General features: G+C 71.4%; 21 protein-coding genes. 12 read left to right on the top strand and 9 right to left on the bottom strand.

Annotated elements, in window-relative coordinates; translation table 11 throughout:
• Positions 1-201: 201 nt before the first annotated feature.
• The 3 genes from ACIP2X_RS06265 to ACIP2X_RS06255 all read left to right on the top strand — a co-directional run bounded on the left by ACIP2X_RS06265 (position 202) and on the right by ACIP2X_RS06255 (position 4,185).
• On the top strand, positions 202-1,545 hold the full coding sequence (locus tag ACIP2X_RS06265) for a PP2C family protein-serine/threonine phosphatase (RefSeq protein WP_401668167.1): 1,344 nt from the start codon (positions 202-204) through the stop codon (positions 1,543-1,545).
• A 910-nt stretch (positions 1,546-2,455) separates the two neighbouring features.
• On the top strand, positions 2,456-3,109 hold the full coding sequence (pnuC, locus tag ACIP2X_RS06260; RefSeq protein WP_401668165.1) for a nicotinamide riboside transporter PnuC: 654 nt from the start codon (positions 2,456-2,458) through the stop codon (positions 3,107-3,109).
• Positions 3,106-4,185, top strand: coding sequence for an AAA family ATPase (locus ACIP2X_RS06255; RefSeq protein WP_401668163.1), 1,080 nt, complete (start codon positions 3,106-3,108; stop codon positions 4,183-4,185). Before pnuC ends, ACIP2X_RS06255 begins: the two co-directional genes overlap by 4 nt.
• A 22-nt stretch (positions 4,186-4,207) precedes the next feature.
• Here ACIP2X_RS06255 and ACIP2X_RS06250 read toward each other — a convergent pair whose 3' ends face one another.
• From ACIP2X_RS06250 to ACIP2X_RS06230, 5 genes are all read right to left on the bottom strand, one after another.
• Entirely contained in the window at positions 4,208-5,305 is a 1,098-nt protein-coding gene (locus ACIP2X_RS06250) for a PP2C family protein-serine/threonine phosphatase (RefSeq protein ID WP_401668161.1), read from the bottom strand.
• 71 nt (positions 5,306-5,376) lie between these two features.
• A complete protein-coding gene (locus tag ACIP2X_RS06245) occupies positions 5,377-6,072 on the bottom strand; it encodes a hypothetical protein (protein ID WP_401668159.1) in 696 nt (231 codons plus the stop codon).
• A gap of 82 nt (positions 6,073-6,154) precedes the next feature.
• Entirely contained in the window at positions 6,155-6,523 is a 369-nt protein-coding gene (locus ACIP2X_RS06240; RefSeq protein ID WP_401668157.1) for an STAS domain-containing protein, read from the bottom strand.
• Positions 6,520-7,782, bottom strand: a complete 1,263-nt coding sequence (locus ACIP2X_RS06235; RefSeq protein ID WP_401668914.1) for a PP2C family protein-serine/threonine phosphatase — start codon at positions 7,780-7,782, stop codon at positions 6,520-6,522. The genes ACIP2X_RS06240 and ACIP2X_RS06235 overlap by 4 nt, the downstream gene beginning before the upstream one ends.
• A 245-nt stretch (positions 7,783-8,027) precedes the next feature.
• Entirely contained in the window at positions 8,028-10,748 is a 2,721-nt protein-coding gene (locus ACIP2X_RS06230; protein WP_401668155.1) for a SpoIIE family protein phosphatase, read from the bottom strand.
• A gap of 206 nt (positions 10,749-10,954) precedes the next feature.
• On the opposite strand from ACIP2X_RS06230, the gene ACIP2X_RS06225 reads away from it, so the two are divergent.
• The 4 genes from ACIP2X_RS06225 to ACIP2X_RS06210 all read left to right on the top strand — a co-directional run bounded on the left by ACIP2X_RS06225 (position 10,955) and on the right by ACIP2X_RS06210 (position 13,339).
• Positions 10,955-11,272, top strand: a complete 318-nt coding sequence (locus ACIP2X_RS06225) for a hypothetical protein (RefSeq protein WP_401668153.1) — start codon at positions 10,955-10,957, stop codon at positions 11,270-11,272.
• A gap of 35 nt (positions 11,273-11,307) precedes the next feature.
• The gene (locus ACIP2X_RS06220) at positions 11,308-11,592 is read left to right on the top strand and encodes a hypothetical protein (protein WP_401668151.1); all 285 of its coding nucleotides are present in this window, start codon (positions 11,308-11,310) and stop codon (positions 11,590-11,592) included.
• A gap of 99 nt (positions 11,593-11,691) precedes the next feature.
• Positions 11,692-12,231: a hypothetical protein gene (locus ACIP2X_RS06215; RefSeq protein WP_401668911.1), complete on the top strand. Its 540-nt coding sequence runs from the start codon at positions 11,692-11,694 to the stop codon at positions 12,229-12,231.
• A 178-nt stretch (positions 12,232-12,409) separates the two neighbouring features.
• Entirely contained in the window at positions 12,410-13,339 is a 930-nt protein-coding gene (locus tag ACIP2X_RS06210) for a restriction endonuclease (protein WP_401668149.1), read from the top strand.
• Between the two features lie 15 nt (positions 13,340-13,354).
• Here the strand turns inward: ACIP2X_RS06210 and ACIP2X_RS06205 are convergent, their stop codons facing one another.
• Positions 13,355-13,774: a hypothetical protein gene (locus tag ACIP2X_RS06205; protein WP_401668147.1), complete on the bottom strand. Its 420-nt coding sequence runs from the start codon at positions 13,772-13,774 to the stop codon at positions 13,355-13,357.
• Positions 13,775-14,164: 390 nt separating this feature from the next.
• Here ACIP2X_RS06205 and ACIP2X_RS06200 point away from each other — a divergent pair, with 390 nt between their 5' ends.
• The 3 genes from ACIP2X_RS06200 to ACIP2X_RS06190 all read left to right on the top strand — a co-directional run bounded on the left by ACIP2X_RS06200 (position 14,165) and on the right by ACIP2X_RS06190 (position 17,543).
• Positions 14,165-16,246 (top strand): NPCBM/NEW2 domain-containing protein, encoded by a 2,082-nt coding sequence (locus ACIP2X_RS06200; protein ID WP_401668144.1) that lies wholly within the window; start codon positions 14,165-14,167, stop codon positions 16,244-16,246.
• A 155-nt stretch (positions 16,247-16,401) separates the two neighbouring features.
• Positions 16,402-16,962, top strand: a complete 561-nt coding sequence (locus tag ACIP2X_RS06195) for a hypothetical protein (protein WP_401668142.1) — start codon at positions 16,402-16,404, stop codon at positions 16,960-16,962.
• A gap of 71 nt (positions 16,963-17,033) precedes the next feature.
• Complete coding sequence (locus tag ACIP2X_RS06190; protein ID WP_401668140.1) at positions 17,034-17,543, top strand: hypothetical protein; 510 nt, start codon at positions 17,034-17,036, stop codon at positions 17,541-17,543.
• Between the two features lie 64 nt (positions 17,544-17,607).
• Here ACIP2X_RS06190 and ACIP2X_RS06185 read toward each other — a convergent pair whose 3' ends face one another.
• Positions 17,608-18,657 (bottom strand): zinc-binding dehydrogenase, encoded by a 1,050-nt coding sequence (locus ACIP2X_RS06185; RefSeq protein WP_401668138.1) that lies wholly within the window; start codon positions 18,655-18,657, stop codon positions 17,608-17,610.
• 89 nt (positions 18,658-18,746) lie between these two features.
• On the opposite strand from ACIP2X_RS06185, the gene ACIP2X_RS06180 reads away from it, so the two are divergent.
• Complete coding sequence (locus tag ACIP2X_RS06180) at positions 18,747-19,301, top strand: TetR/AcrR family transcriptional regulator (protein WP_401668909.1); 555 nt, start codon at positions 18,747-18,749, stop codon at positions 19,299-19,301.
• Positions 19,302-19,387: 86 nt separating this feature from the next.
• Here ACIP2X_RS06180 and ACIP2X_RS06175 read toward each other — a convergent pair whose 3' ends face one another.
• Both ACIP2X_RS06175 and ACIP2X_RS06170 read right to left on the bottom strand, forming a co-directional pair.
• Positions 19,388-19,813, bottom strand: coding sequence for a hypothetical protein (locus ACIP2X_RS06175; protein WP_401668136.1), 426 nt, complete (start codon positions 19,811-19,813; stop codon positions 19,388-19,390).
• 26 nt (positions 19,814-19,839) lie between these two features.
• A complete protein-coding gene (locus ACIP2X_RS06170; RefSeq protein ID WP_401668134.1) occupies positions 19,840-20,871 on the bottom strand; it encodes an NAD-dependent epimerase/dehydratase family protein in 1,032 nt (343 codons plus the stop codon).
• Between the two features lie 170 nt (positions 20,872-21,041).
• On the opposite strand from ACIP2X_RS06170, the gene ACIP2X_RS06165 reads away from it, so the two are divergent.
• Complete coding sequence (locus ACIP2X_RS06165) at positions 21,042-21,611, top strand: TetR/AcrR family transcriptional regulator (RefSeq protein ID WP_401668132.1); 570 nt, start codon at positions 21,042-21,044, stop codon at positions 21,609-21,611.
• Positions 21,612-21,699: the final 88 nt, after the last annotated feature.

Genomic DNA, 21,699 nt, shown 5'->3' with positions numbered 1-21,699 from the left:
CGGTACAGGTCGGCTGTTGGGAAGAAGCAGCCTCTCCGATGCTCGCCCATGCCAAAGCGTGCCGACCTCAGCGCACAGCGCTTCGCGTCCGTCCGGGACGCCGTCGCTGGGTTGTCGCGCCCTGAACGCGTAAGGAAGTCAAACCGCCGTCGACGAAGCTGACTTGTGCTGATCTTTCCGACGGCGGACCGAGGGGCGGCCATGCCTGACCACATCCACCACGACCAGCCTCGGGGGGTGACTCCGACGTCTTTGTCCGACCTGGAGCGGTTGGCCCTGCTCGCCGACACGACGGCTCAGCTGATCCGCAACAACGACGTGGACAACGCCCTCCACCGGGTCGTGGCGCTCATGGTCCCCCGCCTCGCGGACTGGGCCGTGGTCGACCTGGTCACCGAGTCCGACGAGGTGGCACGGCACCTGGTGGTGCACGCCGACGGCGGGCGGCTGGAGCGGCGCGAAGACCTGCAGGGTCCGATGCCGCCGGTCTCCGACGCCTCGCCCATGCCCCTGTCGAGGGCGCTTCGTGGCGTCGCCTCCAACCTGGCCGGGCCGGAGACCTATCAGGGGTCCCCCGACACGGGCATCGCCGTGGAACAGCACAGACTGTTCAAGGCCACCGGCATCAAGACCGCGGCCATCGCCCCCATCCGCGGCCCCCGAGAAGTGCTGGGAGCGGTGACGCTGGGCCGTTCCGGCCCGCACTACCAGGCCTTCACCGCGGACGATCTCGCCCTGCTGGAGGACATCGCGGGCCGTATCGGCCTGGCCCTGGAAAACGCACGCCACTACCGGCGCCAGGCCCAGATCGCGGAGACCATGCAGCGCTACCTGCTGCCGCAGCTCCCCCCGCCGCCGGGCGTCGCGATGACCGCGCGCTACCTGGCCGCACCGGACGCCTCTCACGTGGGTGGCGACTGGTACGACGCGTTCCCGCTGCGCTGCGGCGACACGGCCCTGGTCGTCGGAGACGTCGTCGGACACGATCTCGAGGCGGCGGCCGGCATGGCCCAGCTGCGCAACATGCTGCGGGCCCTGGCCTGGTCGCAGAACCAGCCGCCGCACCGCATAGTCGAAGAACTCGACCAGGCCATGAGTCACATCAGCGACGTCCGCATGGCCACGATGGTCCTGGCCCGGCTGAGCACGGAACCGCACGGCTCCTGGCACCTGCGCTGGACCAACGCCGGCCACCCGCCCCCGCTCCTCGTCGACCGCGACGGCCTGACCCGTTACCTGGACGACGCGAACGGCATGCTGCTCGGGACGGCCACACAGCACCCCCGGCCCGACGCCCGGATCCCTCTGCCTCCCGGCTCGACCCTGGTCTTCTACACCGACGGCCTCATCGAGACCCGCACGCATCCCCTCGACGTCGGGATGGAGACCCTGCGCCGACACGCGGCGGCGCTGGCGCACCGGCCTCTCGACGCCTTCGCCGACCAGCTGGTGCAGCGGGTCCGGCCGGCCGACAACGACGACGACGTCGCGCTGCTGGCCATCCGCATTCCGCATGCCGACCCGCACGACCGGCCCACGAGCTGAGCCGCACCCCTCGTCGTCGGGCGGCGCCCTGACGGCACGGGTGAGGGCGGGGGCCGTCACACTCCCCGTCCTCACCTCTTCGACGTTACGCCTGTCGGGTCCCTGGGCGGGGGTGGTTGCCGGTGAACACCGGGGCGGGCACCTTGGCGTCCACCGCGAGGCGCGTTCCGGCGGGGCCGGGTGCCTCGGAATGCGGGTCCGCGAGATGCGGCAGCTGATCGAACCCCGTCGGAGGTCCTTCGCCGAGCATTCCTGTGAACACCCTCAGCACACGCTCGGTCACGTCCACGCTCGCCGCCTTTGTCTCCAGGCCCGCCCTCTCCAGCATCCCAGGCCACAGCGGCCACGCGTGATGCGACACAGCGACTTGCCGCGAGAGCGAGAAAACGCCCAGTCGCCGTCAGGCGGGTACGCCCGCCCGGTCCAGGCCAGCAGGGCCGCCCGTACGGCGGGGTCCGGGTCGTCGAGGAGGCGGGCGCACACGTCGTCCGGCAGCGGCGCGACGGTCCTACGCGGGTCGCGCCACTCGGGTCCGTACGCGAGAGCGGCCCGTACCTCGGGGGAAGGAACGTCGGCGAGTCGGGCCCGCTGGGCGGGTTCGGCTCGGGTGCTCGTCGCGAACTCGATCCGGGTGCCCGGGTTCGGGTGGGCCAGGATCACCTCGACGGCGGGGTCGGCAGTGCCGGGTTGCGGGCGACGCCGTCCCACGCGGACGCGTGCAACGCGACCATGGTTCTCCTGGCTCGGTTTCTCCCATTTCTCCCATTGTCAGCGGGAGTTGGCGCGTCACCCGGGCGACGTCGGCGACATCGTGACCGCTCGGGGGTCGTGGGCTCCTTCGTGAGTCTGTCGCACTTGTGGCCGAAGCCCGTCGCACTTTATAGTCAACATGACTTTTAAGGAGGCGGGCGTGAGCCTCGCGAACATACTCGGACCCCTTCAACAACCGCTCTTCACCGTCCTGGACACCCCCATCAGCTGGACGGAGGTCCTCGGATTCGGCAGCGGAGCGCTCTGCGTCTGGCTGGTCGCCCGCCAGCACCTCGCCAACTGGCCCATCGGCATCGCCAACAACCTCTTCTTCATCCTGCTCTTCACCCAGGCCGGGCTCTACGCCGACGCCGGCCTCCAGATCGTCTTCATCACCCTCGCCGTGTACGGCTGGTGGACCTGGACCCACGGGGGTGGACCAGGCTCCGACACGCTCCCGGTGCGCCGCACCTCGCGTACCGAATGGACGTGGCTGATCACGGCGGGGGTGGTGGGGACCCTCGCCCTCACCGTGCTGCTCGACCGCGCCACCGACTCGACCGTCCCCTTCTGGGACGCGCTGACCACCGCGCTCTCCCTGACGGCGACCTACGGCCAGTGCCGCAAGCGGCTGGAGTCCTGGTGGCTCTGGATCGCCGCCGACGTCGTCTACGTACCGCTCTACGCCTACAAGGAGCTGTACCTGACGTCCTTGCTGTACGTCGGATTCATGACGCTCTGCGTACTCGGCCTGCGCAGCTGGAGCCGCGACCTCGCCGAGCGGCCCGCGCCGCGCGTGGAGGCGGTGGCATGAAGCGCTACGAACACGGCCTGGTCCTCGGCAAGTTCTATCCCCCGCACGCAGGCCACCATCACCTGGTCCGCACCGCGCGCGACCGCTGCGAGCGCCTCACCGTGCTCGTCTGCGCCTCCTCCGTGGAGACCCTGACACTGGAGGACCGGGTCGCCTGGATGCGCGAGATCCATCCCGACGTCCATGTCGTCGGCACCGTGGACGACATCCACGTCGACCTCCTGGACCCCGACGTGTGGGCCGCCCACATGGCCATATTCCGTGCGGCGGTGCCCGATCGCGTGGACGCGGTCTTCACGTCCGAGCCCTACGGCGAGGAGCTGGGGCGCCGTTTCGCCGCCGACTCCGTGTGCGTCGACCCGGACCGCACCCTCTTCCCCGTGTCCGGCACGGCCGTGCGCAAGGACCCCGTCGGCTGCTGGGACTTCCTGGAGCCGCCCGTACGGGCCGCGCTCACCCGGCGCGTCGTCGTCCTCGGCGCGGAGTCGACCGGCACCACCACCCTGGCCGTCGCTCTCGCCGACCACTACCGGCGCCGCGGCGGACCGTGGTCCCGCACCCGGTACGTCCCGGAGTACGGCCGTCAGTACAGCGAACTCAAGCTCGCCGCGCTGCGCGCAGATCGCCCGGACGCCAACTGGCCCGACGTCAGCTTCCGTTCCGGCGACTTCCCCGTCATCGCGCGGCGCCAGGCCCGGTTGGAGGAGGAAGCCGCGCGGGACGGGTCCCCCGTCCTCGTCTGCGACACCGATGCCTTCGCCACGACCATCTGGCACGAGCGGTACATGGGCACCACCAGCCCCGGCACTCAGGCGATCGCCGCCCGAGGCCGCCAGCACCTGTGGATCCTCACCGACCACCACGGCGTCGCCTTCGAGGACGACGGGCTGCGCGACGGAGAGCACCTGCGGCCCTGGATGACGGACCGCTTCGCCACGGCGCTGGCGCACAGCGGCCGCCGTACCGTCGTCGTCACCGGCCCGCACGAGGAACGTCTCGCGACCGCCGTCGCCGCCGTGGACACCTTGCTCGCCGAGGGCTGGCACCTCGCGGACCCGCTCCCGGAGCGCCGGTGAACCACGGCCGGGGCCCCCACCGCTAGTCGGAGTTCTCGCACAGACGCACCGCGAGTACGGCGATGTCGTCGTCCAGGCGTCCTCTGCTGTAGTGGAGAAGGTCGCGGTGCAGCGCCGTCAGCAGCTCGCGGGGCTGCACCGGGGGCTGTTGGCGCATCCAGGACGCGAGCGGGAAGAAGCCCCCGTCGAGGGCGCGGGCCTCGGCGACTCCGTCGGTGTAGAGGAGAAGCAGGTCGCCTGGGGTGAACTCGTAGGTGTCGATGCAGTAGTGATCGCCGATCAGCTCCGCCAGGTTGAGCAGCGGGGAGGGGCTGGTGGGCTCGAGGACACGGACCTTGCCGCGGTTGAGGAGCAGCGGCGGGGGGTGTCCGCAGTTCAGGATCGCGAGGCGGCGGCCTTCGTGCGGAATCTCCACGAGGAGGGCGGTGGCGAAGCGCTCCAGCTGCTTCTCGGGGGGAAAGGCGGCGTTGTAGCGGGTGCTGCTGGCGTCGAGGCGGCGGGCGACGCCGACCATGTCGACCTCACCGTGGGCCGCCTCCCGGAAGGAGTTGACGATCGCCGCGGCCGCCCCCACCGCCGGCAGGCCCTTGCCGCGCACATCGCCGATGAGCAGCCTGACCCCGTGCCGGGTCTCGACCACCTCGTAGAAGTCCCCGCCGATGCGGGCCTCCGCGGCGGCGGCGAGATACAGCGACTCGATCTCCACACTCCCGAAACGGCGCGGCATCGGGCTCAGCACCACCTGCTGGGCCGCGTCGGCGACGAGCCGCACCTGAAAGAGGGTCCGCTCCCGCTGGAGCCGCACATGGCTTCCGTACGCGGCCGCCACCGTGACCGCGATGATTCCCGCGGCCGTCCACCACGTCCCGAGGCCGGGGAAGACGATGCTGAGGCCGATCATCAGGAGGAGGCAGACGGTCCCCAGCAGAACCGTGGGGAGTACGGGCCACATCGCGGCGGCGAGTGCCGGCGCCGCGGGCAGGAGGCGGCTGAAGGCCATTTCCGGGGGCGTGGCGTAGGCGAGGCCGGCGATGACGACGGTCAGAATCACCGGCGACAGCCGCACAAACCTCCCCCGGCCACGGCGACGACGGAGCCACAGCCGTCCAGACTCAATCACACGTCACAGAATATCCAAACAAACAGGACATAGCGCTTCAGGCCGTCCGCGGGGCGGGGCGAGGACGGGGCTCAGCTCTCGGGTCTGACCTTCGAGGACAGGAAGAACAGCCCTGCCGTGGCCGCGATGAGGACTCCGGCCAATTCTTCGTAGCCCTGGAAGTAGGCGACGGGGATGCCGATGCCGCACGCCGTGCCGACCAGGTCGATGAGGCGGCCGATCACGCGCCGGAATCTGCCCGGCGACGGCGGGGGATGAGGACTGGGCGGGTTCGCCCAGTAGGGAAAGGGGCCCGGCCTGGCCTTCCAGTCCTCCTCCAGCAGCCGCTGGAACTCCGGGTGGTGGCGGGCGTGGCCCAGACGCCGGGGTGCCAGGCGCCGCCACGGGAGCCATGCGTGCCTGAGGGCGATCCAGGTGAGTCCCGGCAGGCAGGCCACCGCCGCCCAGATCGCGGCGACCGTCCGCTCGCCGGTGGAAGCCGGGAGAATGCCGAGGAGTTGGTCCAGTTCACCGCTCGCGGCGTAGGCGATCAGCGCGGCCACGGAGAGCGCCGCCGCGGTCCGCTCGATCTGATGCCCGGTGTGGCAGCGGGCGCAGCGCGGCACGTGGACGACTTCCTGACGCCACGTAGTGCGCAGGACCACGATCCACGGGGTCATGGTGGTGTCGACGCCCTGGTGCAGCCCCAGGACGCGATCGTGCCACGACGGCGGTGCGACATCGCCGCAGAACCAGCACACCCGCACCCCGCGTCCCCCCTCCCGCATCCGGCGACATCGTAGAGGCGGCTCCTGTCAGGCGCGAGGATCCGCACCTGACTGCTCGGCCCGCGAGGGCGACCCTCGTACGTCAGGACTCGTCGTGGCGCGACGATTCGTGGGCCAGGGCCTGTGCGAGGCTGCGGTAGACGGGAAAGACGGTGCCGGCGCCGGTGAGTGTCAGCAGTCGGTCCACCTGGGGAGGCGGGGCGGCGAGGGCCAGCCGGCTGCCGGCTTCCTGAGCGCGGCGGCGCAGGCGCAGGAGGGCGTTGAACCCGGACGAGTCGCAGAAGGTGACCTGGGACAGGTCGAGGACGACGGTGACGTGTTCGGAGATCGGTGCCGCGGTCTGCTGGTACACCGCTGTGGAGGTCTGCATGTCCAGTTCTCCGGACACGGAGACCACGGCGAGGTGGCCGTCGGCCTCTTCATTGATGTTCACGCGCAAGTCGGTACTCATGTCCCTGTGTTGGTCCGTGGGTCGGGGAGGTCGGAGGCCGGTGTGCTGTCCGGCAGGCCGACCAGGGCTGCTGCTGTCTCGGTGCCGTCCTGGCTCGGTCCGAGCCATTCGCACAGCAGGACGGTGGCGTCGTCCTGGAGCTTGCCGTCGTGGTGGTCGAGGACGGCGAGGATCAGGCGGCGCAGGGTCTCGGGGACGGGCAGGCCGTCCGCGTGGTGGCGGATGATGAAGTCGGTGAAACGGTCCACGCCGAATTCGTTTCCGGCCGGGCCGCGGGCCTCGGTGATGCCGTCGGTGTAGAGGACGATGCGGTCTCCTGGTTCGAGTTGCTCCTGGCACACGACGCTGTCCAGGCCGAGGCCGGTGCCCATGGGATGGGCGGGCGGGCATTGCAGGCGGGTGGTCCAGCGGCTGCCGCGGATGACGATGGGCGGCAAGTGGCCGCGGTTGACCCAGCTGAGCACGCCGGTGCGGGTGTCGAGGGTGGCGAGGACGCCGGTGACGTAGCGCTGGTGGTCGTACTGTTCGATCAGCGCGGCTTCCACCTTGTCGGCCTTGGCGGCCAGGCCGGCCCCGGCCCGGCGGGCGTTGCGGCAGGCCCCGAGGGCGAGGGCCGCGCTCAGTCCGGCGGCGGTGTCGTGGCCCATCGCGTCGAAGACGGTCAGATGCACCAGAGGTCCGTCGGTGGCGTACTCGTAGGCATCACCACTGATCTGGTAGGCCGGTTCCATCGACGCGGAGATGATCACCCGCCCGTCGGCGTAGGTGCCCGGCGGCATCAGGTTCCACTGCATCTCGGCGGCGATGCTCAACGGCTCCGTGCGGCACAGTTTCGCCAGCGTGTCGCTGGAGGTGCGCTTGCTGACAAGGATCAGGGCGAGCAGGGCGGCCAGCAGGTCCAGGTCCTCCTTCGTGCGGGCGTCGTCGTGTTCCGCCGCCGCGTACAGCAGGCCGAGCCGCTCGGTGCCGTCCAGGATCGGAACCCACCACGCCGAGACCTCGCCCTCCCCCGGGTCGGCGGAGACCATGTGGCCGTACTGGTACGCCCGTCCCGGCGCGGTGCCGTCGATCCGGATCTCCGTGCGCTGCCCGACGCCCGGCGGCCTCGCGTCGGGCAGCAGGCGGACCACCCGCCGCTGCAGGTCGCCCAGGTAGATCGACACCGTGGTGAAGCCGGCAGCGCGGGCGTGTCCTGCCGCCACCTCGCCGAGCCGGTCGATGGGCAGCAGATGACTGGCATCCAGCAGGCCGGCGAGCATCCGCCGCCCGCCCGCCTCACGCTCCGGATCCACGCATCCCACCTCGCCCCACCGACTCACCGGCCGCAGCCGCACGCATCGGACGTCCGTCGCCCCGCTCCCGCCCGCGACGGCAGCGTGCCTACCACCAGGAGTGCCCCGCCGGCCGCATCCCTACCACGAGCACCTCGCGGCAAAGGGGCAGCGGCGATCCGTCGGCGACAGCGCCGGCCACCGCGGTGGCATCCACGGCGGCCGAGACCTCGTCACATGGCCGAGGTGTCGAACAGGTCGAGCAACGAGGCGGCGTCCTGATCCGCGTCCGGCAGCGACTGCTGCGCCCAGATGATCTTGCCGGTGGCGGTGTAACGGGTGCCCCAGCGTTCGGTGATCTTGGCGACGAGGAACAGCCCACGGCCTCCCTCGTCCGTCGAGGCGGCATAGCGCAGATGCGGCGAGGTGCTGCTCCCGTCGGCCACCTCGCAGGTCAGGCCCTGATCCTTCAGGAGCCGGACCCGGATCGCACCGGAGCCGTGGCGGATGGCGTTGGTGACCAGCTCGCTCAGGACGAGTTCGGTGCTGAACGCCAGCTGCGACAGGCCCCACTCCTCCAGCTTCGCGACGGCTGCCGCCCGTAGCCTCGCCACCGCGCTCGGATCGCGCGGGATCACCCACTCGGCGACCCGGTCGGGTCCCAGTACCCGGGTGCGGGCGATGAGCAGGGCCACGTCGTCCCTGGGCCGGGCGGACAGCAGGGCCCGCAGCACTGCCCGGCAGCTCTCCTCCGGCGGCCGCCCTGGATACGCCAGGGCGCGACGCAGCTGCTCGATCCCGACGTCGATGTCACGGTGGCGGTCCTCGATCAGCCCGTCCGTGTAGAAGACGAGCTGGCTGCCCTCGGCGAGCTCCAGCTCGATGGCCTCGAAGGGCATGGCACCGAGCCCCAGCGGCGGACCGGCCGGAAGGTCGGGGAACCACACGGTGCCGTCCGGCCGGACGACGGCGGGCGGCACATGCCCGGCACGCGCCATGGAGCAGCGCCTCGACGCCGGGTCGTAGATCGCGTAGAGGCAGGTCGCGCCCGTCATCGCCTGCCCCCAGGCGGAATCCGTCTCGTCCTGGTCGTTTGCCCCGACCAGGTCGTCGAGATGGCCGAGGATCTCGTCGGGAGGCAGGTCGAGCGTGGAGAAGTTGTGCACTGCCGTACGCAGGCGGCCCATCGTCGCGGCGGCGTGCAGACCGTGGCCGACGACATCGCCGACCACCAGCGCCACCCGGCTTCCCGGCAGCGGGATCACGTCGAACCAGTCGCCGCCCACACCGGACTGCGCCGGCAGGTAGCGGTGGGCCACCTCGACCGCGCTCTGTTCCGGGAGGGCACGGGGCAGGAGACTGCGTTGGAGGGTCACTGCCAGGGCGTGCTCGCGGGTGTAGCGGCGGGCGTTGTCCACGGCCACCGCCGCGCGGGCGACCAGTTCCTCGGCCAGTGAGAGGTCCTCCTCCTCGAAGGGGCCCGGTTTCTCCGAGCGCCAGAAGTTGGCGACGCCGAGGATCGTCCCCCGGGCCTGGAGCGGCACCGTGATGAGCGAGTGGATGCCGTAGTCCACGATCCGCCTGGTTCTCTCCGGGTCCTGGGCCTGCCACCCCGGCGCGTCGGACAGATCCTTCACCACCTCGGACCGTCCGCTGCCGAGCCCCCGGGCCTGCGGTGTCGACGGCACGAAGTTGATCAGGAGGCCCTGCGGATAGAGCGGGTGGTCGTCGCGGATGCCGCTGACGGCCGTACGGCGCATGCCCAGCGCCACATCCGACTCGTCGCCCCGCAGGACGGGGTCGGCGATGTCCACGGTCACGAAGTCGGCGAACCGGGGGACCGCGACTTCGGCCAGCTCCTGGGCCGTACGCCTGACGTCGAGTGTGGTGCCGATGCCGACGCCGGCGTCGTAGAGGAGTTTGAGCCTGGTGCGGGCGACCTCGGCCCGGCCGGTCACCGCCTCCAGCTCGGTGGAGTCACGGATCGTGGCCACGGTGCCCATCGGGCCGCCCGGCTCATGGGTCGGGCGCTGGTTGACCACCAGGAGCCTGTCCCCGGCGAGCCTGACCTCGTCCGTGGCGGCCTGCCCGGAGGCCAGGAGGACGGCGGTGGCGGCATCGAGGCCGGGCAGCTCGGTCACGCGCCGTCCCTCGCTGTCGGGATCCAGGTCGAGCAGCCGTCTGGCCTCGTCGTTGGCGAGCAGCAGCCGTCCGTCTCCGCCGACGATGACGACACCCTCGCGTACGGCGTGCAGCACGGCGTCGTGGTGCTCGTACATGCGGGTCATCTCGGCCGGGCCGAGACCACGGGTCTGCCGCTTGAGCCTTCTTGCCGCGAGTGCCGTGCCCGCGGTGGCCAGCGCGAGCGCGAGGGCGCCCGTGCCCAGGATGACCGGCAGCTGCTTGTAGACCGCGCCGGTGACGCTCTCGACGGTGAGGCCGGCGGCGACCAGGGCGACGACGGAGCCGTCGGCGTCGGTCACCGGGACCACCGCCTGCACCTCTTGGCCGAGGGGACCGTCGACGCTCTCGAGGACGACGCGCCCGGCCAGCGACGGTCCGATGGTGCCCACGAAACGCCCGCCGATCCGGTCCGGCTGCGGATGGGTGTAGCGCATCCCCTTGGTGTCCATCACGACGATGAAGTCGACGCCGGCGCGCACCCGGGTCTCCTCGGCGATCGGCTGCAGCACCCGGGACGGATCGGGCAACCGGAGGGCCGCCAGCAGGCCGGGCGAGTGCGCGAAGGTCTCCGCCACGGCGACCGAACGCGTCCTGGCCTCCTGGTCCCCCTCGTAGCGGGACTGGAGCACGAGCGCCAGGATCGTCCCGCACACGAGCAGGACCACGACCACGACCTGAAGGATGAATGCCTGCCCGGCGACGCTCCTGGGGCGTTTGTCGATGCGTGGCCGAACCGACAGACCCCGGAAGGGGGCGAAACGCCTGGTCACGTGGTCCTTTCTAGCACCGCTGGGCGGATCGGGCGATACATGCCGGGACGGGCGCCCATGACCTGGCCGGGTGTGCGCTCGGGGCGTCCCCCGCTCGTCGCGCCAGAGGTCCGCGGCGCCGCGCGGAGCTGTTCTTCAGCCGCCCGCCGGCCACCGGACACGCCGCGTTCTGGACGGGGCATCGCCCGTCCCCCACCATGATTGTCATGAACGCAACTAGCGCACTGGGTGTCGCCCTCTCCGCGACCGCCGCTCTCGTCCTGAGCACCGCCGGTGCCGCGCAGGCCGAGCCGACGGTGCCGGAGCACGCGGTCATCGTCTGCGAGAGTGCCAGCTTCTACGCGAACTACGACAGCGCGTCGGGGCCGGCCGGCCTGAAACGGGTCCTGCTGCGGGGCGACAAGGTGGGACACACCCGGGGCGCCCACCCCGTCTACAACGGCTGGGCGGCCACCTTCGACTTCGGTCCCAACGACTGGGGCTTCGTCAGGCAGGAGTGCCTGGGGGGCTTCGGATCGTGGTGACCGAGGACCACCGCCGGACGACGGAAGGACCACGTATGACCCGCACGAGCAAGCTCGCCACCCTGACCCTGGCCGTCGCGGCGATGTCCGCCATGACCGTCGGTCCCGCCGCATCCGCGAACGGCACGGTGGGTCAACGGGAGACCGTCTGCGCCCAGGACCTCTTCGTCCGCGTCACCGCCCCGCACGGAGCGTGGATGGGCACCCTGTACCGAGGACAGACCTTCCTGGTCGAGCAGGCCGGCGGAGAGTGGGTCTACGGCTTCGCGTACGGCGACATCAACCGCCGGGGCTGGGTGCAGAACGGCTGGTTCTGCTGACCCTCCCGCCGGGCGCCGCCCATCGAATTCCGTTGGGCGGTCCTGCCGTCGCCCAGTACCGTGCGCGGCAGGACCGAGGGAGGTGAGCCGGTGCGTCCCGTGCTGTTGGTGGATGTGGACGGACCCCTGAACCCGTACGCCGCGAAACCGCACCGCCGGCCCGAGGGATACGAGACGCACCGGCTGCTGACGCCGCGCTGGGAAGCAGCAGAGCGGCGTCGGCTGGCCGAGTGGGGGCTGTACGGCAGGCCGGTGAAGCCGCTGCGCGTGTGGCTCAACCCGGAGCACGGGCCCGCGCTGCGCGCGCTCCCCTTCGACCTGGTGTGGGCGACGACGTGGGAGGAAGAGGCCAACGTCTTCGTCGCGCCGGTACTGGGACTTCCCGAACTGCCCTGCGTCTCCTGGTCATCGCGGAGGGCCGGGCCCGGCGGCGGTGTGTTCTGGAAGACGCCGGAGATCGTCGCATGGGCGGAGGGCCGGCCGTTCGCCTGGATCGACGACGAGATCACCGACGCGGATCGCGCCTGGGTACGGGCGCACCACGACGGCCCCGCCCTGCTGCACCGGATCGACCCCCGATGCGGCCTGGTCGGCGAGGACTTCGCCGCGCTGACGGCATGGGCGACCGGCCTGGACTGACCCACGGTCAGCCCGTCGCGCGCCGTCCGGTCGCCATGTGCGGTGCGACGGGCGCGCCCGCGGAGAGCGGCGGGCACTCCGGCTTCATGGAAGCGGCGGCCAAGTTGTTGATCAAGTGCGCGAACTCTGGGCAGACGGCTTGGTGATCTTCGTCGACCAGGGAGGGCGTTTCACCACCGTGACCACACCCACACGCCGCATACGGCCTGGTGGCCGCCGTCGCCGCAGCTTCGACCTGCGCGCGACGGCCGTGTTCTTCGGACTGCTCGCGCTTCTGCTGAGCAGCGCCGGTTTCGTCGTCCGTTCGGCGGCGGGCGCTCTCCGGCACAGCCCCGTCTGGATGGTCGTGCTCTGCCTCGTCGTGACCGCGACCGTCCTCGTCCTGCGCAGGCACAGGACGCGGCGCGGGTTCTCCGCGAAGCGCACCGCCCTGCGGGCCGCCGCGGCACTGCAGGAGGCCACGCACACCACCCTCGACCTGATGGAGACGCGCACGGCCCCCGCCGTGGCGGCTCCGGCCGTGGACGACGCGCCGCCGGCCGGCACCCCCCTGGCGTTCGAGCAGCACATCGCCGGCAACGGAACCGAGTTGACGATTCCGCTCCCGGACACCGGGGCAGCGGCGAGGCCGTTGACCGACACCGCCTGCCTGGACGACACGGCGACCGTGGCCGTGGCCGAGCCGGAAGTCGTGTACGTGGACGACACGGCCGGGGCCGGGACTGTCGACTACGACGCACTGGACGCCGATGAGTTCGAGCGGGCGATCGCGGGGCTGTGCGAGCGGGACGGGTGCTTTCCGGTGGAGGTGGTCGGGGGCGCGGGTGACCTCGGCGCCGACGTCCTCGCCGTCGCTCCGGACGGGCGGCGCGTCGTCGTGCAGTGCAAGCGCTACTGCGACAGCAACCGCTGCGGTTCCCAGGACCTGCAACGCTTCGGGGGCACCTGCTACACCGTCCACGAGGCCGACGTCGCGGTCGTCGTCACGACGAGCGACTTCACGGCGCCGGCCGTCGAGTACGCCGAGCAGTGCGGGATCGTCTGCGTCGACGGCGCGGCCCTGCGGGCCTGGAGCGACGGCACGGGCCCTGCGCCATGGAACGCGTAGGGCCTGTCTGAGCGATCAGCGCCCGTAACGCTCGCAGCGCAGGGGCTTGTGGAGACCGTCGGTGAGGCAGATCCGTACGACCGCCGCCCCTCCGGAGACATCCGCCGGCACGCTGAAGTGGAAACGGGCGCTGGAGCCGCACACGACGTTGTCGCTGAGTCCGTCGCCCAACTGCCCGTCATGGCTGTCGAGGGTGTACGCCCGGGTCGCCCGGCAGCTCGCCAGATCGGCGTCGCTCACCGATTTGTGCTCCCCGAACACGACGACCTGCCGGTCGTACCAGGTGATGAGGCCTCGCGTGTACGTGTTCCCGATGGTGACGTCGAACTCGCTGATCGGGTAGTCGGCGGCGTGGACCGTGGCCGCCGGGGCGCCCAGGAGCGTGCCCGTGGTCAGCGCCACGGCGCTGAGGGCAGCGGCCAGGTGAGTGCGCATGCGGCCTCCAGGAGGTGAACTCGCCGCGGCCGGCGGGGCTGTCGCGGCCGGGAACCGCCCCAGTCTCCGGGGGCGCGATCCCCGTGTCTACGACAGATCGAGCCACCCGGCACGGGCATGGGCGACGCCGCCATGAGGTGCGACTTCATCTCACCTGTCCGTCGACGCACGGCAGTTGAGGGAGACGAGGACGAGATCCCGGTAACTCTTAATTTAGGAATTATTATTGACGCGCCTCGGTAACCCCTGCAAGATCCTGGCAACAACCCGCAGGCGCGCGGGCATCGACCGGTCCGCAGCACGACCGCCGCACCCTCCGCGAGGGAACGGCACCTCGCACTCACGACCGGGACGGGTCGGCACGCCTGATCGGACAGCGAAGGATCCGATGTGAAACGACATCTCACCGTCCTCCTGGCTCTTCTGGCCGGCTTGCTGGTCGTGAACGCGCCCGCCGTCGCCGCCCCCGCGGCCGGCAGTGCCGTCGGCACGGCGCCGGCACCTGAGCAGGTGCTGAGCCCGACGCCGTACATGGGCTGGAACACCTACTACGCACTGGGCGGCGATCCGACCGACGCCGAGGTCAGGTCGATAGCCGACTTCCTCGTCACCAGCGGCCTGCGGGACGCCGGTTACGAGTACGTCTGGATCGACGGCAACTGGGCGGCGCCGACCCCGCGCAGCTCGGCCGGCGACCTGGTGCCCAACCCCGACCAGTTCCCGAACGGACTGAAGCCGCTGGTCGACTACATCCACGCCAAGGGCCTGAAGGCCGGCATCTACACCGACGCCGGCCCCTACATCCCGGGCAAGTGCGGACTCGGCAGCCACGGCTACTACCAGCGTGACGCGGACCAGTTCGCCGCCTGGGAGTTCGACGCGGTCAAGGTGGACTACCTCTGCGGCATCGCCGCGGACCTCGACCCCAAGACCGTCTTCACCGAGTTCGCGCAGGCGCTGCGGAACAACGCCGCCGGGCGCCCCATGATCTTCAACCTCTGCAACCCGGTGACCTCCCCGGACTGGGGCGACTACCCGGAGGAGCAGCAGTCGACGTACTCCTGGAGCTACGCGCCGGGGATCGCGCAGTCCTGGCGGACGTACACGGACGTGGGTTTCGTCGGTGAGATCAAGTTCAAGGACGTGCTGCGGAACTACGACGCGAACGCGCGGCACCCCGAGGTCGCCGGGCCGGGGCACTTCAACGACCCCGACTACCTCGGACCCGAGCTGGGGATGAACGACGAGGAGTTCCGTACCCAGATGACGCTGTGGTCGGTGGCGGCCGCGCCGCTCGTGATCGGCAGCGACGTCCGCAAGCTCAGCGAGACCTCGCTCGGGATCCTCGAGGACCGCGACGTCCTCGCGATCAACCAGGACACGGCCGGCGTGCAGGCCGTCCGCGTCGGCCCCGCCGGTACGACGGAGACCTGGGTGAAGCGTCTGGCCGACGGTGACCGCGCCGTGGTGCTGCTGAACCGGGGCGACAGCCCGGCGACGGTGACCACGACCGCCAAGTCGGTCGGGCTGCACGGGGACCGGTTCACTCTGAAGAACGCCTGGACCGACCAGGTCACCGAGAGCGCCGGCACGATCAGTGCCGCCGTCCCGGCCCACGGCGCGGCCCTGTTCCGGGTGAGCCGGGCGACGGGCAAGCCGGGCGTTCCGCACGTCGTCGCGGGTCTGCCGCAGGTGACGCAGGTCGGTGGCGACACGGTGCCGGCCGGCGTCGCGCCCGTGATGGCCGGCGGCGACCAGGCCCGGGTCGAGGTCACCGTCCGCAACGACGGTGCGCGGCCGGTCCTCGCGCCGCGGGTCGAGCTCGCGGTGCCCGCGGGCTGGTCGGCCCGGCCGCTCGGCCGGGCGCCGAAGCTGCTGAACCCGAACCGCTCCGCGACCTCGGCCTTCACAGTGACGCTGCCGCCCGGCGCCACGCCGGGCAACGCCACGCTGACCGCCACCACTTCGTACGAGGTGATCGGCAAGGGACGGCTGCGGCAGACGACGGACACGGCGGTGGTCGTGGCACCGGCGGCTCCGGACGGCGAGGTCGTCCTGTCGCACCACGACTGGATCAGCGCCACCAGCGGGTGGATGAGCCCGACGGTCGACCGGAGTGTCGGAGGCTGGTCCCCGATCAGCATGCTCGGCCAGGTCCACCCGACCGGCATCGGCGTCGCCTCGCCCTCCACGGTGCGCTACTACCTGGGCGACCGGTGCACCCGGCTGACCACCACCGTCGGCATCGACGACGCGGTGCGCAACGTCGGCCCCGACGGCGGCACGTCGACCTTCCAGGTCATCGGTGACGGCCGGGTGCTGTTCGACAGCGGTGTGCTCGGCCGCGACGACGTCCGCGAGGCCGACGTCGACCTGACCGGCGTCCGGGTCCTCGACCTGGTCGTCGGCGACGCCGGGGACGGCGGCTACAACGACCGGGCCAACTGGGCCGGTCTGAACGCCACCTGCTGATCCGGCTCGGCCGCACCCGGGTGACACCTCACCCGGGTGCGGCCTGTCCGAGGCGTCTTCGGCGCCCGGGTCTCCGCACTCCGTTTCAAAGGCAAAGAAGCGGCAATTCGGCAGAGAAAGGCACAAAAGGGCCCGCAAGTGAGGAGGCCTGCCTGATGTCAACAGGGACACTTCTGGCCATCATCATTCCCCTGGTGGTAGTGATCGCCGTGGTCGCCTTCGCGATCTCCATGTTCATGCGCCGCCGCAAGCTGCAGGAGCGCTTCGGCCCGGAGTACGGGCGGACGGTGGAGGACGCCGACAGCCGCATGGCCGGCGAGCGTGAGCTCAGGGCCCGCGAGAAGCGGCACGACGCGCTGGACATCAAGCCACTGGACAGCGGCGTCAGGGACCGGTATTCCCGGGACTGGAACAGCGTGCAGGAAGAGTTCGTGGACCGCCCCGAGGACGCGGTGCACGACGCGGATCGCCTCGTGACCTCCTTGATGCACGAGCGCGGCTACCCGACCCAGGACTACGAGCAGCAGCTCAGGGACCTCTCGGTCGAGCACAGCCGCACGCTGGAGCACTACCGGGCCGCCCACGACGTCGACGAGCTGAGCACCCGGCACGCGGCGACCACCGAACAGCTGCGCGGGGCGATGGTGCACTACCGGGCCCTCTTCGACGAACTGCTGTCCGACGGCGGCGGCCCGCGTCGCCACGCCCCGGCCTGATCCGCGCGGCCGACAGGGCCGCGGCAGCCCCGGTCCGGGCGGCGAGGACCGGCCCTCGGAATGGAGGAGACATGCAACGCAGAGACATACCCGACACCGCCGGCGCGAGCGGCCTGTCCACCGAAGACCTCGCCCGCCCCCGGGACCCGGCGCCCACACAGGAGGGCCCGCCGAGCACGACGGCCGATGTGCCGACCTTCCCCGGCGAGAGCACCGACACACCCGGGCGGCCCGCCGACGAGGAGGCCGTGGCGCCCCCCGCCGACACCGAGCGCGAAGCCGTGGCGCAGGGCGGACAGGCCGAGGACGAGGTGCCGCAGCTCCTCACCACGGAGGACGAGGAAGGCTTCCGTACACGCTGGCAGGAAGTGCAGAACAAGTTCGTCGACGACCCTCGCGACGCGGTGCACACCGCGGACGCGCTCGTCGCCGACGTCATGCAGCAGCTGGCCACCACGTTCGCCGACCACAAGCAGGAACTCGAAGGGCAGTGGAACCGCGGCGAGCAGGCGAACACCGAGGACCTTCGCCAGGCCCTGCGCCACTACCGGTCGTTCTTCAACCGGCTGCTGGTCACCTGACCGACGCCGCTCACGCATAGGCACCGGCGTCGAAGCCGGCGACGGTGATGTTGCTCTGCCGGCCTCAGGGGTGCAGGACGATCTTCCCCACGTGGCCCCTGCGCGCAAGCTCCTCCTGCGCCCGCGCGGCCTGCTCCAGCGGGTACGTCGCGGCGACGACGGGCTGGACCTCGGCCCGTCGCGCCATGCCCATGAGGAGGTCGAAGTGCGCGGGCGTGTGCATCGAGGATCCGATGACCTGTGCGTTGTGCAGGTAGATGCGGCGCACGTCGAAGGCCACGTCGTATCCGCCGAGTGCGCCGGCGACCACCCATCGGCCCCCTTCGCGCAGCAACGGCAGCCCCTCCTGCACGAGTTCGCCCGCCACGACGTCGAGTGCGACGTCCACACCGTCCGGGGCGGCGGCACGGATCTGCTCGGCGACGTTCCCCGAGCGGTCGACGACCGCGTGCGCGCCCGCTGCGCGCACCGCGTCGATCTTGGGACCGCTGCTGAGGGCGAGGACCCGTGCGCCGCGCGCCCGGGCGAGCTGCACCAGCGCCAGGCCGACGCCGCCGGACGCTCCCGAGACCAGGGCGGTCTCGCCCTGTCGCAGGCGGCCTCGCTCGATCATGCCCAGCGCGGTGCCGTAGGCGGTCGGCAACGTCGCGAGCTGGTCGTCCGTCAGCGCGGAGCCGGTCACGTCGTGCGCCCGCTCCACCGGCGATGTCACGTACTCGGCGTATCCGCCGTCCCGTTCGCTCCCCATCAGGCCCACCGGGTGGGCGTCCGGTCCCTCGGAGTCGTAGAGCGCGGGGTCGACGACCACGCGGCGCCCGAGGACGCTCTCCGCCACGCGGGGCCCGACGGCCACGACCCGTCCGGCCACGTCGGCGCCCTGGATGCGCGGGAAGTCGACGGGGCCGCGCCAGCCCGACAGTGCTTGCGGGTCCCCCGGGCGGCCGTAGGCGCCCTGCCGGGTCCACAGGTCGGTGTTGTTCAGGGCCACCGCGCCGACCTGGACCAGCACCTCCCCGGTCCGCGGCACGGGGACGGGGACCTCGGCGACTTCGAGTACCTCCGGTCCTCCGTGCCCGGTGATGCGTACCGCTCGCATGGACTGGGACACGCTCATCCCTGGACCTCCCGTCGGTATACTGATCTGTGAACATCTCCCACCGTACACCGATCAGTGAAGGGGGCGTCGTGCACGAGACGCGGCCGATGACGCCGGCCGGCCGCCGCATCGTGGCGGCCGCCGAGGAGTTGTTCTACGCGCGCGGGATCACCGCGGTCGGGGTCGATCTCATCGCCGAGCACTCCGGCGTCACCAAGCGGACCCTGTACAACCAGTTCGGGTCGAAGGACCACCTCGTGGCGGCCTGCCTCTCGGAACGCGACCGACGCTGGCGCTCCCTCGTCCGGGCCGCCGTCGACGCCAGTGACTCCCCCGGCGACGCCGTCACCGCGCCCTTCGAGGCACTGCGCACCTGGAGCGAGACCAACCGTCGCGGGTGCGCGTTCCTCAACGCGCTCGCCGAACTGCCGGACCCCGCGCATCCCGCGCACCGCGTCGCCGCGGGCCAGAAGCTCTGGCTGCGGAACCTGTTCGAGGAACTGGCCGCCGCGGCGGGCTGCTCGGACCCGGCCGGCCTCGCCACCCGACTCCTGGTGCTGCACGAGGGCGCCCTGGCCCTCCAGCCCCTCTCCCCCGACAGCCTCCAGGAAGGCACGACCCTGGCACACACCCTGGTCCAAGCCGCCATGAGGCGCCGCTGATACGGGGCTGGTTGCTACCTTCCGGAGCCATCACGTCGTGTGGGGCCGGGGCGTCGAGCACTCCTGGTTCGCGGAGGAGGAAACGATCACCAGTCGAACCAGCCCCGGGAGGTGTCGTGGAGGTTCGTGGGTTCGTCGCAGGTCTGGGTTGCCGCGATCTGCCGGGCGATGTCGTCCGCGCGCGCCGCACGGCCGTCCGCGAGGATCACCAGGGCGAGAACCGAGAACAGCAGGAGCGCGGGAAGAGCGCGTCCGCGGCCTAGGCGCGAGATTCCCAGCGCGCTCACGGACAGCACGAGGCCGGCCAGCAGGAGCCACCGGTTCGTGCTCGCTTCCCGGTCGAGTCGCGCGGACAGCCCTTCGACGTCACCGCAGAGCACGTACGTCGCCGGTCCACCGAACAGCGAAAGAACGCGTTCCAGTACCGCGGCCCGCACGACAAACACGCCGAGCACCGGCAGCAGGCTCCGCTCGCTCCTCGACCCCGGATCCGTCCTGACCTGCTGCTTCACCCCTACGACACCCCATCGCCCCCACCCTAGCCGCGTTCGACGGCCCCGTGGGCAAACAGGCTCGTGGCGCAGTCGAGGACGGTTTCCCGGGCCGGGCGGGGCTGCCAGCCGAGCAGGGTCCTCGCCTTCTCGGTGGTGTGCCGGTTGCGACGGCCAAGGGAGGGGGTGATCTCCCGCAGCATGGGGTCACGGAACCGGGCCAGGAGGCGGACGACGACGTCGGGGATCTGCCGGGTGGACACGTGGCGGCCGTCGTCGCCGAGGCCGTCGCGCAGGACGCGGGCCATCTCGCGCATCCACATGAACTCGCCGGTGGCCAGGAAGCGTTGGCCGGCCGCGGCAGGTGACTCCATCGCGCGCAGATGCACGTCGACGAGGTCCCGTACGTCGACGACCTCCAGACCGATCCGGGGGACGCCCGGCATCTTCCCGGAGAGCATGCGGGCGACGATGCCGACGGAGCCGATGTTGCCCTTGGTGAGGATCGGCCCGAACACGGCGCCCGGCAGCACGGTGGTCAGTTCCGTGCGGCCCGTGTGCTCCGCGATGAAGTCCCAGGCGGCCCGCTCGGCGAGGGTCTTGGAGCGGCGGTAGGGAATCAGCGTGGGGTCCTCCGGGTCCGTCCACAGCGTCTCGTCGGTGACGCCCTCGCTGGTGTACGAGGACGGGCTCGCGGTGTTGGCGGCGGAGGTGATCACGACCCGCTGGACACCGGCGGCGGTCGCGGCGCGTAGGACGCGCAGGGTGCCGTCGCGGGCCACGTCGATCATCGCCTCCGGGTCCGCGCCGGAGGAGATGCCCAGCGGGGAGGCCACATGCAGCACCCGGTCGACGCCTTCCAGGGCCGACTCCCATCCGGCGTCGTGCGCGAGGTCGGCATGGGCGAAGCTCAGCCGGCCCGCGGGGTCGACCTCGCCGGACAGGGCGTCGAGGACCGATTTCTCGCGGTCGGCGGACCGCACGGTGGTGCGGACGTCGTAGCCGCGACGGAGCAGCTCGGCGATGCACCAGCCGCCGATGTAACCGGTGCCGCCGGTGACGAGGACCAGCTCGGACATGAAGAACCTCCAGGTTCTGCGGGGTATGGAAGAATGAAAAACGGAGCCCCCTCCGGAACTCCCCCAACGTAACGGAGGGCCCTCCGTCTAGCAATTCCAGCCCCGGTCCGCCCGTCGCCCCGCACCGCAGCCTCGGCGGACCCCGACCCGAGGAGAGGACGTCCCCAGCCGTGGAACCGCCATCGCCCACGAAGCCGACCCGGAAGGACGCGCGCGACAACCGGGAGCGCATCCTGAACGTCGCCCGTGAGGCGCTCGCCGCTTCCGGGTCCACGTCGCTGACCGCGATCGCCAAACAGGCCGGTGTCGGCATCGGCACCCTGTACCGGCACTTCCCGACGCGTGAGGCGCTGGTCCTGGAGCTGTACCGCAACGACATCCAGCACCTCATCGATCGCCCCCCTGTCCTGCTGGATGCGCACCACCCGGTGGACGCGCTCCGCCTGTGGTTCACGGAGATCGCGCACTACGGGCGGCTGAAGTTCGCGGTCGCGGACGTGATCCACGCGGCCACGAACGACGGGCGCGACGACGAGAACTACGGGCCGTTCCTGCGCTCCCTCGCCCTGCTGCTCGATGCCGGTGCCGCCGACGGCTCCCTGAAGCCGGGCCTGGACCCCGAGGACGTGCTGCTCCAGCTGAGCGTGCTCTGGCGTATCGACCCGGCGCGCGGGGGCGAGGAGCGGGCGGCCCGGATCCTCGACCTCATCGTCGACGGTCTGCGCCGGCCCGCCGTCTGAGGCCACCTCGGGTACGGGACTACGTCGGCATGGGCAGGGTCAGCGGGCAGCGGAGGCCGTTCGGGGCGGCTCCGGCCGCGCTGCGTGG

The organism is Streptomyces sp. NPDC089424 (assembly GCF_044749345.1).
In the GTDB taxonomy this organism is placed as follows: Bacteria; Actinomycetota; Actinomycetes; order Streptomycetales; family Streptomycetaceae; genus Streptomyces.
Note: the sequence above shows the minus strand (reverse complement) of the source record. Positions and strands in the feature narration are given on the sequence as shown.

Bases quoted from the DNA above. Each gene is read 5' to 3' on its own strand.
- ACIP2X_RS06265 (WP_401668167.1), top strand. From the start codon at position 202: ATGCCTGACCACATCCACCACGACCAGCCTCGGGGGGTGACTCCGACG.
- ACIP2X_RS06255 (WP_401668163.1), top strand. From the start codon at position 3,106: ATGAAGCGCTACGAACACGGCCTGGTCCTCGGCAAGTTCTATCCCCCG.
- ACIP2X_RS06245 (WP_401668159.1), bottom strand. From the start codon at position 6,072: ATGCGGGAGGGGGGACGCGGGGTGCGGGTGTGCTGGTTCTGCGGCGAT.
- ACIP2X_RS06240 (WP_401668157.1), bottom strand. From the start codon at position 6,523: ATGAGTACCGACTTGCGCGTGAACATCAATGAAGAGGCCGACGGCCAC.
- ACIP2X_RS06235 (WP_401668914.1), bottom strand. From the start codon at position 7,782: ATGCTCGCCGGCCTGCTGGATGCCAGTCATCTGCTGCCCATCGACCGG.
- ACIP2X_RS06225 (WP_401668153.1), top strand. From the start codon at position 10,955: ATGAACGCAACTAGCGCACTGGGTGTCGCCCTCTCCGCGACCGCCGCT.
- ACIP2X_RS06220 (WP_401668151.1), top strand. From the start codon at position 11,308: ATGACCCGCACGAGCAAGCTCGCCACCCTGACCCTGGCCGTCGCGGCG.
- ACIP2X_RS06205 (WP_401668147.1), bottom strand. From the start codon at position 13,774: ATGCGCACTCACCTGGCCGCTGCCCTCAGCGCCGTGGCGCTGACCACG.
- ACIP2X_RS06195 (WP_401668142.1), top strand. From the start codon at position 16,402: ATGTCAACAGGGACACTTCTGGCCATCATCATTCCCCTGGTGGTAGTG.
- ACIP2X_RS06190 (WP_401668140.1), top strand. From the start codon at position 17,034: ATGCAACGCAGAGACATACCCGACACCGCCGGCGCGAGCGGCCTGTCC.
- ACIP2X_RS06185 (WP_401668138.1), bottom strand. From the start codon at position 18,657: ATGAGCGTGTCCCAGTCCATGCGAGCGGTACGCATCACCGGGCACGGA.
- ACIP2X_RS06180 (WP_401668909.1), top strand. From the start codon at position 18,747: ATGACGCCGGCCGGCCGCCGCATCGTGGCGGCCGCCGAGGAGTTGTTC.
- ACIP2X_RS06170 (WP_401668134.1), bottom strand. From the start codon at position 20,871: ATGTCCGAGCTGGTCCTCGTCACCGGCGGCACCGGTTACATCGGCGGC.